The 14,168-nt window shown below is 72.3% G+C and carries 11 protein-coding genes; 5 read left to right on the forward strand and 6 right to left on the reverse strand.

What is annotated here, in order from left to right; translation table 11 throughout:
* Positions 1 to 42 precede the first annotated feature (42 nt).
* Positions 43 to 696, forward strand: a complete 654-nt coding sequence (locus tag ACWC5C_RS18630; protein WP_450876509.1) for a cutinase family protein — start codon at positions 43 to 45, stop codon at positions 694 to 696.
* A 59-nt stretch (positions 697 to 755) separates the two neighbouring features.
* Here the strand turns inward: ACWC5C_RS18630 and ACWC5C_RS18635 are convergent, their stop codons facing one another.
* Positions 756 to 2,486 (reverse strand): hypothetical protein, encoded by a 1,731-nt coding sequence (locus tag ACWC5C_RS18635; protein WP_450876511.1) that lies wholly within the window; start codon positions 2,484 to 2,486, stop codon positions 756 to 758.
* Between the two features lie 174 nt (positions 2,487 to 2,660).
* On the opposite strand from ACWC5C_RS18635, the gene ACWC5C_RS18640 reads away from it, so the two are divergent.
* Positions 2,661 to 3,545, forward strand: coding sequence for a phosphatidylinositol-specific phospholipase C domain-containing protein (locus ACWC5C_RS18640; RefSeq protein WP_450876513.1), 885 nt, complete (start codon positions 2,661 to 2,663; stop codon positions 3,543 to 3,545).
* 37 nt (positions 3,546 to 3,582) lie between these two features.
* Here ACWC5C_RS18640 and ACWC5C_RS18645 read toward each other — a convergent pair whose 3' ends face one another.
* On the reverse strand, positions 3,583 to 4,431 hold the full coding sequence (locus tag ACWC5C_RS18645) for an SDR family oxidoreductase (protein WP_450876515.1): 849 nt from the start codon (positions 4,429 to 4,431) through the stop codon (positions 3,583 to 3,585).
* Between the two features lie 80 nt (positions 4,432 to 4,511).
* On the opposite strand from ACWC5C_RS18645, the gene ACWC5C_RS18650 reads away from it, so the two are divergent.
* Complete coding sequence (locus ACWC5C_RS18650; RefSeq protein WP_450876517.1) at positions 4,512 to 5,483, forward strand: AraC family transcriptional regulator; 972 nt, start codon at positions 4,512 to 4,514, stop codon at positions 5,481 to 5,483.
* On the opposite strand, the gene ACWC5C_RS18655 is transcribed toward ACWC5C_RS18650, so the two are convergent.
* From ACWC5C_RS18655 to ACWC5C_RS18670, 4 genes are all read right to left on the reverse strand, one after another.
* Positions 5,480 to 7,054, reverse strand: coding sequence for a glycoside hydrolase family 6 protein (locus tag ACWC5C_RS18655; RefSeq protein WP_450876519.1), 1,575 nt, complete (start codon positions 7,052 to 7,054; stop codon positions 5,480 to 5,482). The genes ACWC5C_RS18650 and ACWC5C_RS18655 overlap by 4 nt on opposite strands.
* Before the next feature lie 161 nt (positions 7,055 to 7,215).
* Positions 7,216 to 9,585: a xanthine dehydrogenase subunit D gene (pucD, locus tag ACWC5C_RS18660; protein ID WP_450876521.1), complete on the reverse strand. Its 2,370-nt coding sequence runs from the start codon at positions 9,583 to 9,585 to the stop codon at positions 7,216 to 7,218.
* A gap of 2 nt (positions 9,586 to 9,587) precedes the next feature.
* Positions 9,588 to 10,106, reverse strand: a complete 519-nt coding sequence (locus ACWC5C_RS18665; RefSeq protein WP_450876523.1) for a (2Fe-2S)-binding protein — start codon at positions 10,104 to 10,106, stop codon at positions 9,588 to 9,590.
* Complete coding sequence (locus ACWC5C_RS18670; RefSeq protein WP_385444755.1) at positions 10,097 to 10,987, reverse strand: FAD binding domain-containing protein; 891 nt, start codon at positions 10,985 to 10,987, stop codon at positions 10,097 to 10,099. Before ACWC5C_RS18670 ends, ACWC5C_RS18665 begins: the two co-directional genes overlap by 10 nt.
* Positions 10,988 to 11,214: 227 nt before the next feature.
* Here ACWC5C_RS18670 and ACWC5C_RS18675 point away from each other — a divergent pair, with 227 nt between their 5' ends.
* Positions 11,215 to 12,903, forward strand: a complete 1,689-nt coding sequence (locus ACWC5C_RS18675; RefSeq protein WP_450876965.1) for a PucR family transcriptional regulator — start codon at positions 11,215 to 11,217, stop codon at positions 12,901 to 12,903.
* A 150-nt stretch (positions 12,904 to 13,053) separates the two neighbouring features.
* Positions 13,054 to 13,833 (forward strand): hypothetical protein, encoded by a 780-nt coding sequence (locus ACWC5C_RS18680; protein WP_450876967.1) that lies wholly within the window; start codon positions 13,054 to 13,056, stop codon positions 13,831 to 13,833.
* The last annotated feature ends 335 nt before the right edge of the window (positions 13,834 to 14,168 follow it).

Here is a 14,168-nt window from a genome sequence, read left to right on the forward strand (position 1 = left end):
CCGCAGGCGCTCCACGCGCCTCATCCGCAAAGGATTCCCCTCATGCGTATCCGCTTGGGCCTGGCCGTGCTCTCGCTGCTCGGCGGGGCCGGACTGGTCACCGTCTCGGCCCCCGCCGCAACGGCCGCCGCAACGGCCGCCGCCTGCGCCGACATCGACGTCGTCGCGGCCCGTGGCACCTTCGAACCGGGCAACCTCGGCTTCATCGTCGGCGACCCGGTGTATTCCGCACTGCAGAAGAAAATCACCGGCAAAACCCTCTCCAGCTACAAGGTGAACTACCCCGCCGACCTTTCCCTCACCTCGGCCGCGCAGGGCAACGCCGACGTCGTGAACCACGTCAAGAGCCAGGCGGCGGCGTGCCCGAACCAGCGCTTCGTGCTGGTCGGGTATTCGCAGGGCGCCAACGTCGTCGACAACTCGATCGGCATCAGCAGCGCGGGCGCGGTGGTCGGCAGCCCGATCGTGGCGACCATTCCCGCCGCGCTCGAACCCAAGGTCGCCGCGGTGCTGCTGTTCGGCAACCCGATCCGGGCCATCGGCAAGAGCGTCACCGGCACGTACCAGAGCCGCACCATCGACTTCTGCGCCAAGGGCGACCCCATCTGCCAGAGCGGCGGGCTCGACGTGGGAGCGCACCTCGGCTACACCGCGAACGCCGACGCGGCGGCCACCTTCGCCGCGGGCAAGGTCTGAGCCCCGTAGAACACATACAAGAAGGGCCCGGGAGGATCTCCTCCCGGGCCCTTCTCTCGCTAGCCCGGTGTCCGCGCGAACGTCGCGAGGTTCGTGGAGACGGGCTCGGGGCGGCCGTTGTTCTGCGTCGGCGCTGCGGTCAGCACATCGAGGTGCTGATAGCCGTCGGCCACCACGGGGTGCAGGTCGGCCGGGATACGGCCCGCCAGGAGTCCGTCGCCCGCGAGCACGGTGAGCGTCGGGTTGGCGGTGAGCCCCTTCGGGTGCACGACAAGCCGTTTCACCTGGGGCGAGGTGGCCAGCTGAAGGTCGGTGACCAGCTTCGTCGGGAAGTACTGCTCCGTGAAGTCCAGCGGCTGCTCGGCCAGGCTGCGGGCCAGCTCCTGGATGTCGGTGACCTCCTTGCCCGCCCCGGTGAACGGCGTCCCGTCAGCCGACCGGTACCCGGGGTCGTCGGGGTCGCCGACGCGGTCGTAATTCCGCCATGTGTAGAGCGGCCCGCCAGGCCGGTCCGGGATGGCCTTGTACTCGCCCCCGAACAGCCCCGGTCGCGCGTCGCCACCGTTGGCCACGGGGAAGCTCTTGTCGACGACCGGCCCGCCGTCGAAGAAGCCCACGCTGCTCTGCAGGAACGCCAGCGGTACGGAGTGGTCGTCCATCAGCGCGCCGAGCACGGCCTCATTCGTGAGCCGGAAGTCCTTCACCGCGGGCTTTCCGGTGAGGAAGGTGGCGGTGTCCTTGGAGAACAGGAAGCGGTTCGTGGCCTCGATGTTGACGTTCGCGGGCAGATAGCTCGGCAGGTCGGCCTCGCCGCCCGGATCCCGTACGGCGCCCAGTCCGGCGATGGACAGCAGGGTCATCGTCTCGGGGTTCAGCAGGACCGGCGCGGACAGCGACCGCGACAGCAGCCCGCTGTCGAGCCCGGCCTGCACCACGCCGTAACCGAGTCCGATGTCGGGCAGGTTGGTGTCGTCCGGGATGCTGCCGCTCAGATCGCCGAGCGAGGTGGACACGGTGGTGTCGAGGGCGAAGTAGCCCGCGCACTGGTTGTATCCGGCGTCGGCGGTGGTGGCGGGGTTGCCGTCGAAGTCGGCGGCCGCCAGATAGCCGGTGATCACGCCGCCGAGCGAGTGCCCGCCGCACAACACCTTCTGCTTCCGCACCCGCTGGTCGGGCAACTCGGCGGCCAGCAGGTCGTATTCGTCCCGTACGGTCTGCTCGATGCCGAGCTTGGCCATCCACCCCATCCGGCTGTTCCCTACGTACCCGTCGAAGGTGCGGCCACCGACCTCCTTCCCCCGGTAGTAGTAGTCGACGGCCGCGTGCTGATCGCCGGAGCCGATACCGGTGCGGTCCTCCAGGCAGTTGGAGCGCCGGTCCAGCGCCCAGAACTCGATGTGGCGGCCCTGCTCCGCCGCGCGCGCCACGGTGTTGCGGGCGACGCTGTCGAACGCCCCGGCGCCCTCCAGGATCCCCGGCTGCGCGACGAGGATCCGATCCGCGTCGGCCGAGGCCTGTGGCCCGTCGTCGGCCCGGTAGCGCAGATACGAGAGCCAGTCGCACGCCGCGGGCCGCGCCCCGAACGACGCGGGCAGCGGCACCTTCACCCGCACCACCGTCTCGGTCACGCCCCGGACCGCACTGGCCGACACCACGCCCGTCTCGGTCCGCGCCCCCTCCGTTTCACCCCGCGCGTCCGGCACCCCCGTGACCAGCATCCCCATCGCCAACAGCACCGCCGTAGCGGCACTGCGCAGCGCTTTCGATCCTCTGCTACGAGTCGTGTCCATGCTGGGACGGTAGGACCGTACGAAGGCCCCACCCTGCCCATGCTCACAAGAACGCAGCGCCCCACAACGCCTTTGTCACCAGGCCCCAAGGGACTTCCCCACTCCCCTCCGCTCCTCATCTGTGCTTCGATGCCGTGCGCACGGTACGAACGGGTGAGCGACGGGAGTATGCCTATGGATCGGCGAGGGTTTCTCAAGGGCGCGGCCGCGCTGTCCACGGCGGGGGTGGTCACCGGGTTAGGCGGTGTCGCCGCTGCTGCGCCGACTCGGCCTCTGGCCGCTACGGACTGGCTTTCCGGCATCGCCGACGGCACGCCCGTGCAGCGGCTGACCCTTCCCGGAACACACGACTCCGGTGCCCGCTTCGGCGGGCCGTGGACCGAGTGCCAGAACACCACCATCGCCGACCAGCTGGGCAGCGGCATCCGCTTCCTGGACATCCGCTGCCGCGCGTTCGACAACGCCTTCCCGATCCACCACGGCGCCTTCTACCAGAACCTCAACTTCGATGACGTTCTCGGCGCGTGCCGCACCTTCCTCTCCGCGCATCCGTCCGAGACCGTGCTGATGCGCGTCAAGCAGGAGTACTCGGAGGAGAGCGCCGCCGAGTTCCGCCGGATCTTCGACATCTACCTCAACGACAAGGGCTGGCGCTCCCTCTTCCGCCTCGACACCACCCTCCCGACCCTGGGTCAGGCCCGCGGCCGGGTGGTGCTGCTCGCGGACTCCGGCAACATGCCGGGCGTGCGGTACGGCGACGCGGGGCTGTTCGACATCCAGGACGACTACATGGCGGAGCCGTTCGGCAAGTACCCCAAGATCGAGGCACACTTCCGCAAGGCGGTGGCCCAACCCGGCAAGCTCTACATCAACTACGTCAGCACCGCCGCCCTCCTCCCGCCCCGCTCCAACGCGGACCGCCTCAACCCGCAGGTCAAGTCCCTGCTGGAGAACGCGGGCAACCAGGGCTGGACGGGGCTCGGCATCGTACCGATGGACTACCCGAACACCACCTCGGGCCTGGTCGACACCCTGATACGGCACAACCCGGCGGGGTGACGAACCGGAGTCTGTCAGCGGCGGCGCGGCACCATGCTCACGCCGCGCCGCCGCGCCATGCCCCGACAGCCGCGCTCACGTAGTCGGTGAAGTCACGCGGCTGTCGGGCGAGGGCCCGCTGGACTCCGTGGGAGAGGTGGCTGTCCATCCCGCGCCGGATGGGGCCCACCGCCTCCGCGTAGTCCTCCGCCTCGGCGACCGGCCATCCCTGCCCTGTGAGTTCGGCGACGAACTCTTCGGGGGACAGCGGAACGTAGCGGATGTCGCGGCCGGTCGCCTTGGAGATCTCGGCGACGGCTTCGGCGATGGTCAGGGCCCGGGGCCCGGAGAGTTCGTAGGTCTGCCCGCCGTGGCCGTCCTCGGTGAGGGCCGCGACCGCGACCGCGGCGATGTCCTCGGCATCGACGAAGGAGGCCGCGCCGTCCCCGGCCGGCAGCCTCAGCTCACCGGCGAGGATCGTGTCCAGGAAGATGCCCTCGCTGAAGTTCTGTGCGAACCAGGCGGGTCGCAGGATCGTCCAGGCGATACCGCTGTCGCGCACGGCGTCCTCACCGTCCATGTGTGTGGCGCCGGCGATGTTGGCCTCGCCGGAGTAGCCCGGCACGTCCACACCGCGTCCCGACAACAGCACGACGCGCTCGACGCCCAGCTCGACGGCGCGCGCGACAAAGGGGCGGGTGAGAAGCTCGCCGTCGATCGGCACGAGGTACACCGCCTTCACTCCATCGAGCGCGGAGTCCCAGGTGGCGCGGTCGAGCCAGTCGAAGCGCGGCATGCCGGAGCGCGATGCCACCCGGACCGGGGCTCCTTGTGCTCGCAGCAGGGAGACGACCCGGCCGCCGGACTTGCCCGTACCGCCAGTTACCAGAATCGGGTGCTTGGTCATGAGGCCAGTCAAGCCAGCTCTCGCGAGACGATCCATGGTTCGGAGGCTCACTTCAATGTCCGAGCGTCTACCGTAAGGGCGTGGATGTACTCTCCGAACTGCTGGACGGAGTGCGGGCACGGGGTGCCCTGTTCCAGCGGACCGTCATGAACCGCCCGTGGTCCCTGCGGTTCGCCAGCGGCTCGCCCCTGACGCTGGCCACGATGCTGCGCGGCCAGGCGTGGATCGTCCCCGCGGAGGGCGAACCGGTGCCGGTCGCCACCGGAGACATCGCGATCATCCGCGGCCGGGCGCCGTACACGATCGCGAATGACCCGGCCATCCCCCCGCAGGTCGTGATCGACAGCACCGACTACTGCCGTCGTGACGCCGACAGCGGCGACACCGACGAGGGCCCCGACGGGTCAGCCCTCCTGCTCAGCGGCGCCTACACCGGCCGGGGCGAGATCAGCGAAAGGCTGCTCCACGCGCTCCCCGAAGTGCTGGTGCTTCCCGAGGCCACCTGTCACCGCCCGCTGCGGGATCTGGTGATCGAGGAGACCGTCGGGGGCAAGCCCGGACAGCATGTGATGCGCAACCGGTTGCTGGACCTGCTGCTCCTCTCCACGTTGCGGACCTGGTTCGACCAGTCCGAGGCGCACGCGCCACCGTGGTACCGCGCGACGGACGACCCCGCGGTGGGCCACGCCCTGCGACTGCTCCACGACGATCCGGCCCACCCATGGACCGTGGCGAACCTGGCGGCCAAGGCGGGAATGTCCCGCGCCGCACTCGCCCGCCGCTTCACTGCAAAGGTCGGCGAACCGCCGATGACCTACCTCGCCACGTGGCGCGTCGACATGGCGGCCGACCTGCTGCGCGAGACGGATGCCACGGTCGGCTCGATCGCCCGGAAGGTCGGCTACGCCAACACCTTCGCGCTGAGCGTCGCCTTCAAACGTCTCCGCGGCATCACCCCGACCGAGCACCGCGCCCCCGGAGCGCGGGGTGCGGCGGTTTGGGCGACCGCCGCACATCTCCGCGCGTCTGGTGTGGGTGGAGGCGAAGGCTAACGAGTGACCGTGGGGCGGGCGAAGCGGACGAGTTCCAGGGCCTGGTCGGGGAACCACTGGCCCGCCTCGGGGTTCACCACCCCGCGTACCGGGTCCGAGGGGCCGGAGGTGCCGCGCAGGCAGCGGCCGTCGGACTGTCCGGGCGTCTTCACCCAGAGGGCGGCGTCGTGCAGCGGGTCGCCCGTGGCGGTGGTCGGGCGGGCGCCGAGGCCTCGGCGGGGCGGGTTGCACCAGGACTGGGCGTCCGCGTGGCGGCGGTACCTCGGCGGGGTCCAGGGGCCGCGGCCGTTGCGGCTGGTGTCGGTGACGAAGTGCTTCATCGCCGACGGGTCGTCCGGCTTATGGGCGCTCAGCCAGGCCCGGAGGTGGCGCCGCGACCAGCCCTGGTCGGGGCAGGTGCCGGGGTCGCCGCCGTCGGCGACGTAGGCCAGGCACGCGGAGATGAGCCGTCCGTACAGGGTGCTGGCCTGGTCCGTCTGGTAGTGCGAGACGTTGAGGGCGAAGCCGGTGGCCTCGTCGATACCGGCCTTGACGAGGCGCGGGACGATGCTGCTGACGGCGTGCCAGTCGGCGTGGCCCGCGTCGAGGTAGACCTTGGCGTTGGCGAGCGCCATGAGGGTGTCGACGGCGTACTTGATCTCGGTGTAGCGGGCGACGGTCTGCGCGTCCTCGTCGGTCGCCGCCTCCGTCGTTGCTTCCGTCGTTGCTTCGGCCGCTGCTTCCGTCTCTGCCGCCGTCTCGGCTGTGGTCTCGGCTGTGGTCTCGGTGGTCGGCTGCGGTGTGACCTCGGGTTCCTTGTCGAGGTCGGCGGGGTCGGCGGGGAGGAACGGCGCCGGGGTGGGGACGGGGGTCGGGGTGGCCGGTTTCGGGGCCGGGGTCCCGGCGGCGGTGGCCGCGCCGGGGGTGGCGACGGTGCCGGGTTGCGGATTCGCGGTCGGGGCGGTGGTGGGGGTCGTCACCGTGGGGGCTGTGGTGGCCGTACCCGCGGCCGGGGTCTGGGTCGCGGCCGGGGCCGGGGTCAGGGGCTTGGCCTCGGCCGGGGTGTCCTCGCTCGCCTGCCCGCCGCAGTCGGACGGCAGCAGCGCCAGCGAGTCCGGTTCGAGGACGACCATCACCTCGCGGTCGCCGATGCCCTGCGCCACGGCGTCGATCCACGCCTTGTACTCGTCGGTGGTCCGCGCACCCCCGGCCGAGTAGCTGCCGCAGTCGCGGCCCGGGACGTTGTAGAGCGCCAGCACCGGCAGCTTGCCGAGCCCCGCCGCGTCGCTCGTGGTCTGCCGGACCAGGCGCGCGACCTCGGCCGGGGTGTCGTCCCCGTACCAGACCGCCTGCGGGGTCCGCACCATGGCGAGGAGCCCGGCGGCCGCGCGGTAGTCGCCCCGCCAGGCGAGCCGCGTCACCTGACGGTATGAGGCGCTGTCGGCCGGGGGGACGTAGAGGCGGCTGCTCTGCACGGGCGCGGCGGCGCGCTCCTGTACGGCAGCCCCGACGGCTGAACTACTCAGTACGGGCAGGACAGTTGCGGCCAGAACGGCCATCGACACGGCGAGGGTTTTCCGTCTCGTTCGCACGGGCGTACTCCAAGGGGCGGGGCGCATGGGTCGGTTTCTGAGGCTCACTCAGAAACCGGGACCCGGCAACGCGAGCGTCCGCCGAGTGGCGCAACGGGATTCCCGCCCAGGGGTGGCGTTCCGTCAGATGACCCTACAGACGGGCCCCCGTCACGTGCCCGTCACGTGCCCGTCAGGTGCTCCGGCCGCACCGGCACCCGACCCAGCCGCAGGCCCGTCGCGGCGCGGATGGCCGCGACGACCGCCGGGGTGGAGGAGAGAGTCGGGGCCTCGCCGACGCCGCGCAGCCCATAGGGGGCGTGATGGTCCGCCAGCTCCAGGATGTCGACCGGCATGGTCGGGGTGTCGAGGATGGTGGGGATCAGATAGTCCGTGAAGGACGGGTTGCGGACCCGGGCGCCGTCCGAGACGAGGATCTCCTCCATCACGGCGAGGCCGAGGCCCTGCGTGGAGCCGCCCTGGATCTGGCCGACGACGGACAGCGGGTTGAGCGCCTTGCCGACGTCCTGGGCGGCCGCCAGTTCGATGACCTTGACCAGGCCGAGTTCGGTGTCGACCTCCACCACCGCGCGATGGGCGCAGAAGGAGTACTGGACGTGGCCGAAGCCCTGACCGGTCGTGAGGTCGAACGGCTCGGTGGGGCGGTGCCGGAATTCCCTCTCGATGTCGATCGCGTCGTCGCCGAGAAGGTCCGTCAGATCGGCGACGACCTCTCCGGTGTCCGTGACCACCTTGCCGTCCCGCAGGAGCAGCCCGGCAGTGCCACCCGGCAGGCCGCAGCGGCGGAAGACCTCGTCCCGTACCGCCTCGCAGGTGTGCTTGATGGCGCCGCCGGTCATGTACGTCTGGCGGGAGGCTGAGGTGGACCCGGCGGAGCCGACCCGGGTGTCGGCCGGGTGGATGGTGACCTGGCTGACGCCGAGTTCGGTACGGGCGATCTGGGCGTGGACGGTGACGCCGCCCTGGCCGACCTCGGCCATCGCGGTGTGGACCAGGGCGACGGGCTCGCCGCCGATGACCTCAAGCCGCACCCGGGCCGTGGAGTAGTCGTCGAAGCCCTCCGAGAAGCCGACGTTCTTGATGCCGACCGCGTAGCCGACGCCCCGCACCACGCTCTCGCCGTGGGTGGTGTTGGACAGCCCGCCGGGCAGGGCGCGGACGTCGACGTCCCCGTCCGCCGTCTGCCAGGCGCGCTCGGGCGGCAGCGGGAGGTCGCGGACCCGGCGCAGGATCTCGGCGACCGGGGCCGGGGAGTCCACGACCTGTCCTGTGGGCATGACGGCGCCCTGCGCCATGGCGTTGCGCCGCCGGAACTCGACGGGGTGCAGGCCGAGTTCGTGGGCCACGGCGTCCATCTGGGCCTCGTACGCGAAGCAGGCCTGCACCGCGCCGAAGCCCCGCATCGCGCCGCACGGCGGGTTGTTCGAGTAGAGGGCGAGCGCTTCGACGTCCACGTGCTCGACGACGTAGGGGCCGATCGCCAGGGAGGCGGCGTTGCCGACGACCGCCGGGGAGGAGGAGGCATACGCTCCGCCGTCCAGCACGATGCGGCACTGGACGTAGAGCAGCTGACCGTCACGGGTGGCGCCGTGCTCGTAGGTGAGCTTGGCGGGGTGCCGGTGGACATGGCCGAAAAACGACTCGTACCGGTTGTAAACGATCTTCACGGGCTTGCCGGTACGGAGCGCCAGCAGACTGGCGTGCGCCTGCATGGACAGGTCCTCGCGCGCCCCGAACGCCCCGCCCACCCCGGAGAGCGTCAGCCGCACCTTGTCGGGCGGCAGGCCCAGCACCGGGGCGAGCTGGTCGCGGTCCACGTGCAGCCACTGGGTGGCGATGTAGAGGTCGACGCCGCCGTCCTCGGCGGGCACCGCGAGCCCGGATTCCGGGCCCAGGAAGGCCTGGTCCTGCATGCCGACCTCGTAGTCGCGGCGTACGACGACATCGGCGCGGGCCCTGGCGGCGGCGACGTCGCCGCGCCGCACGGGCTGGCGGTGGACGATGTTGGGGTGCGGGGCGTGGGCGGCGTGGCGGTCGGTGCGGGCGGGGTGGAGCAGCGGCGCGCCGGGCGCGGTGGCGGTGGCCTCGTCGACCACGAGCGGCAGCTCGGCGTACTCGACCGCGATCCGGGCGGCGGCGCGGCGGGCGGTCTCGGGGTGGTCGGCGGCGACGATCGCGACGGCCTCGCCGTGGTAGCGGACCCGGTCCTTGGCGAGGACGGGCTGATCGTGGACCTCCAGCCCGTAGTGGGTGGCGGCCGGGAGGTCGTCGTACGTCATGACGGCGTGGACGCCGGGCAGGGCCAGCGCCCCGCTGATGTCGATGGAGCGGATCTCGGCGTGGGCGTGGGGGCTGCGCAGAGTGAAGCCCCACAGCATGTCCTCGTGCCACAGGTCGGAGGAGTACGCGAACTCGCCGGTCACCTTGAGCGTGCCGTCGGGGCGGAGGGTGGATTCGCCGATGTGGCCCTTGCCCCGGCTCTCGGTCAGATGGGACTGGGTGATCCTGGTGGGGGCGCGGTCGGGTCGCATGATCAGCTCGCCTCCCCTGCCGCAGCGGTGGAGGCCGACGTGCGGACGGCGGCGAGGCGCACCGCGTCGAGGATCTTCTCGTAGCCGGTGCAGCGGCAGAGGTTGCCGGACAGCGCCTCGCGGATGTCGGCGTCGGACGGGTCGGGGTGCCGTTCCAGCAGCTCGTCGGCGGCGACCAGCAGGCCCGGGGTGCAGAAGCCGCACTGGACGGCGCCCGCGTCGATGAACGCCTGCTGGACGGGGGCCAGCGCGGTCCCGCCGCCTGTACGGGCCGCCGCGTACTCGGGAAGCCCCTCGACGGTCACCACCTCGCGCCCCTCGGCCTGCCCGGCGGCCACCAGGCACGCGCACACCGGCACACCGTCGAGCCGGACCGTGCACGATCCGCATTCGCCCTGCTCACAGGCGTTCTTCGAGCCCGGAAGGCCCATCCGTTCCCGCAGTACGTACAGCAGCGACTCGCCCTCCCAGACGTCGTCGGCCTGCTGCGGCCGTCCGTTGACGGTCATGTTCACGCGCATGCCGCGGCCCTCCCTTCACCCTCGCGGTACGCCTGCCAGGTCCAGCCGAGCGTGCGGCGCGCCATGACCGTCACCGCGTGGCGGCGGTAGGCGGCGCTGCCGCGTACGTCGTCGATGGGGTCGCACGCGGCCGCGCACAGCTGGGCGAACTCCCGGGCGACCGCGGGCCGAATCGTTTCGCCGCTGTCCCAGCAGGCGCCCTCGGCGAGCGCCGCGGTCAGGAAGTCCTCCGCAGCCCGGGCCCGGACCGGTGTGGGCGCGGCCGAGCCGATGCCGGTCCGTACGGTGCGGGTGCGCGGATGCAGCGCGAGGGCGAACGCGCACACCGCGATGACCATGGCGTTGCGCGTGCCGACCTTGGAGAACTGCTGCGGTCCGTCGGCCTTCTCGATGTGGACGGCCCTGATCAGCTCGTCCGGCGCCAGCGCGTTGCGCTTCACCCCGGTGTAGAACTCCTCGACCGGGATCATCCGGGTGCCGCGCACCGAGGCCACCTCCACCTCGGCCCCGGCCGCCAGCAGCGCCGGATGCGCGTCCCCGGCGGGCGAGGCGGCGCCGAGGTTGCCGCCCACCGTGCCGCGATTGCGGATCTGCGGCGAGCCCACGGTGCGCGAGGCGAGCGCGAGGGCGGGCAGCTCGGGGCGCAGCCGGTCGATGATCCGGGTGTACGGAACCCCGGCGCCGAGCCGGACCGTCCGCTCACCGGTCTGCCACGTGGCCAATTCGCCGATACGGGTCAGATCCAGCAGCCGTTCGGGCCGCCGGTGATCAAAGTTCAGCTCAACCATCACATCGGTGCCGCCCGCGATGGGTACGGCGTCGGGGTGCTCGGCCTTCGCGGCGAGCGCCTCCGGCCAGTCGGCGGGGCGCAGGAAGTCCATGGGCCTCTCTTCTCACCAGTTCACCCGTCCTGAAGGAACTCGTGCACGCGGCTCCCAGTCCAGTAGACCCCTGTGCGGTCCGCCAGTGCAGTCACCGAAGGCATGAAGCAATTGGCTGGCCAGCGGGCCGGTCTTGTAGATTCGAACGAACAACGGGGAGCGGAAACCTCGCGGTATTCGACCGGTAACGAACACGAGTGACCCAAACGAGATCGGCTGGCACCACCATGCGGCTGCGCGCACTGCTGGAAACCGATGCCCTGGGCCTGCGCCTGCTCGGCGGCGAGGACGAGCTGGACCGCACCGTACGCGGCGTGATGACCACCGATCTGCGTGATCCGAGCCGCTATCTGTCGGGCGGCGAGCTGGTGCTGACGGGGCTGGCGTGGCGGCACGAGCCGGACGACTCCGAGCGGTTCGTACGGATCCTGGTGGCCGCCGGGGTGGCCGGGCTCGCGGCGGGCGAGGCGGAGCTGGGCTCCGTACCCGAGGATCTGGTGCGGGCCTGCGCGCGGCACCGGCTGCCGCTGTTCTCCGTGGTCGAGGATGTGGCGTTCGCGACGGTCACCGAGCATGTCGTACGTCAGGTCTCCGGCGAGCGGGCCGGGGATCTGGCCGCCGTGGTGGACCGGCACCGGCGGCTGATGGCCCCGGGGGCGACCGGCGGCGGGCCCGAGGTGGTGCTCGATCTGCTCGGCTCGGACCTCGATCTGGCCGCCTGGGTGCTCTCCCCCACCGGCCGCCTGATCGCCGGGCCGACCGGTCCCGAGGCCGCCGAGCTGCCGCAGCCGGTCCGCGCCCAGCTGGCCGGTGAGCACCTGGCCGCCCGGCGCGCCGGACGCCACGGCCCGCACCGGCTGACCGCCGCGAACGGCGTGGCGTACTCCCTCTTCCCCATCCGCGGCGGTACGAGCGGCGGCGACACCCCGCCCCCTCTCGCGACCCCGCTCGCCGACTGGCTGCTGGCGGTCGCCGCGGACGCCGGGGAGTGGCCGGACGAGCGGCTGGACCTGCTGCACGGGGTCACCCAGCTGATCGCGGTCGAACGCGACCGGCGGGACGCGGCCGGTGCGGTGCGGCGGCAGCTGGCCCAGGAGGTGCTGGAGCTGCTCCAGACGGGCGCGCCGACCAGCGAGGTCACGGCCCGGCTGCGGGTGGCGGCGCCGGTGCTGCTGCCGGGGCTGGACAGCGGCGCGGTGCCGCACTGGCAGGTCGTGGTGGCGCGGCTTGAGGGCGAGCTGGACGGCGGCCCGGTCGCCCAGGCGCTGCTGGAAGAGATCCTGGTGGACCCCCGGTCGGCCGGGGCCGGGGCCGGGCCCTCGGACCGGATCGCCGTCGCGCACACCGGGGACGAGGCGGTGGCGCTCCTCCCCCTGCCCGTCACCACACTTCCGGAGGCGGAGGGGGAGGACGACGGGGCCGGGCTGCACGCGGACGCCCTGCTCGCCGCCGTCGGCGAACCGCTCGCCCGGGGACTGGGCGACAGCGCCCGGCTGACCCTGGGCGTCAGCGCCCCCGTGCACTCCGCCGAGGCGCTGCGCGGCGCGCTGGAGGAGGCCCGGCACGCCCGCCGGGTGGCCGCCGCCCGGCCGGGCCGGGTCAGCGCGGCCGGACACCAGGAGCTGGCCTCGCACGTCCTGCTGCTCCCCTTCGTCCCGGACGACGTACGCCGCGCCTTCACCGCCCGGCTGCTGGACCCGCTGCGCGCGTACGACCGCCGCCACCGGGCCGAGCTGATCCCGACCCTGGAAGCCTTTCTGGAGTGCGACGGCTCGTGGACGCGGTGCGCGGCGCGGCTGCATCTCCACGTCAACACGCTGCGCTACCGGGTGGGTCGGATCGAACAGCTGACCGGGCGCGATCTGGCTCGGCTGGAGGACAAGTTGGACTTCTTCCTCGCCCTGCGGATGAGCTGACGGACGGATGGCCGCACGACCACCCTCGACGGTGGTTTGTGAATTCATTCACACCAACCTCTTGGCCGGGCGCGCGCTTCCGTGTTGAGATTCGGCAACGGCTTCCGGCTCGATGGCGCGCTTGGGGAGGGCAATGTGGCGGACACCGCCATGTCACCACCTGGATCGTCCAACTCCGATCCCGGCCTGCGGACCGGGCGGGCGGACGACCCGCTCGACACGGCGGTATGGCGGCTGCGCTCGCGCGCGTGCTGGAAGGACGCCGCCGAGCTGCTCGCCCCGCACGCCACGGCCGACGCGGCCGCGGCCCTCAAGCGCAGCGCCATCCTGATCGAGCGGTGCATGTACACGTCCCGTGGCTGGGACGCGGCCGAGGACGCGCTGCGGGCGGCCGAGGCCCTGGCGCTCACCGACAACGAGCGCGGCGCCATCGCGTGCGAGCGCGGCTATCTCGCGTACGCCTCCACGCTGCTCGGGAACCGGGACCGCGCGGATGAGGCGCGTACCGCGCTTGGGCGGGCCGCCGCGCTGCTCGGGCCCGGGTCGGCGACTCGGCCGCTGCTGGACTTCCGGCGCGGGCTGATCTCCCAGCACCTCGCCCACAACCCCACCGGCGCGCAGGCCGCCTTCCAGCGTGCCCACGCGGGGGCCGCCACGCACGGGGATGCGCTGCTGCGCTCGTTCACGTGGCGCCATCTGGCCGGGATGGCCGAGGAGGAGGGCAACCTCGCCGAGGCCCGGCGTGGCTTCGCCGAGTCGCTGCGGATCCGTGAGGAGCTGGGCTATCTGGTCGGTATCGCGCCCGCGCTGGCCTCTTTGGCGGATGTCGAGGAGCCGCCGGAGGCGCTTCGGCTGCGCGCCGAGGCGGCCCGCCTGGTGCGCCTGCTGGGCGGCGTCCCAGTCTGGCTGGCCGACCAGTTAGCGCCCTGAGGGTTTCGTTGCCGGGTGCGGGCCGGTGGGCCTGTTTCCCCCACCCCGCCCCTTCCCGAACCCGGGGCTCCGCCCCGGCCCCCGGGCGGGGGCTCCGCCCCCACACCCCCGCTCCTCAAACGCCGGAGGGGCTAGGAGGTGCGCGGAGCAGGGCGCTCGGCCCCGCCCGGTTGTGGGCAATCGTTCCGCCACGGGGCACCTCCCAGCGGTAGCTGGGGGAGGAACGGGTGGGCACAACCGGCCACCGGCCCGCACCCAGCAACGAAACCCCAAGGAACACCGGGGCGCCCGCGCACCGCAGCCGCCCGGGGTCCGGGGCAGCGCCCCGGTTACGG

It is taken from the genome of Streptomyces sp. NPDC001700 (assembly GCF_053596435.1).

Coding starts and splice junctions, on each gene's coding strand:
- ACWC5C_RS18630 (WP_450876509.1), top strand. CDS start 43: ATGCGTATCCGCTTGGGCCTGGCCGTGCTCTCGCTGCTCGGCGGGGCC.
- ACWC5C_RS18635 (WP_450876511.1), bottom strand. CDS start 2,486: ATGGACACGACTCGTAGCAGAGGATCGAAAGCGCTGCGCAGTGCCGCT.
- ACWC5C_RS18640 (WP_450876513.1), top strand. CDS start 2,661: ATGGATCGGCGAGGGTTTCTCAAGGGCGCGGCCGCGCTGTCCACGGCG.
- ACWC5C_RS18645 (WP_450876515.1), bottom strand. CDS start 4,431: ATGACCAAGCACCCGATTCTGGTAACTGGCGGTACGGGCAAGTCCGGC.
- pucD (WP_450876521.1), bottom strand. CDS start 9,585: ATGCGACCCGACCGCGCCCCCACCAGGATCACCCAGTCCCATCTGACC.
- ACWC5C_RS18665 (WP_450876523.1), bottom strand. CDS start 10,106: ATGCGCGTGAACATGACCGTCAACGGACGGCCGCAGCAGGCCGACGAC.
- ACWC5C_RS18670 (WP_385444755.1), bottom strand. CDS start 10,987: ATGGACTTCCTGCGCCCCGCCGACTGGCCGGAGGCGCTCGCCGCGAAG.
- ACWC5C_RS18675 (WP_450876965.1), top strand. CDS start 11,215: ATGCGGCTGCGCGCACTGCTGGAAACCGATGCCCTGGGCCTGCGCCTG.
- ACWC5C_RS18680 (WP_450876967.1), top strand. CDS start 13,054: ATGTCACCACCTGGATCGTCCAACTCCGATCCCGGCCTGCGGACCGGG.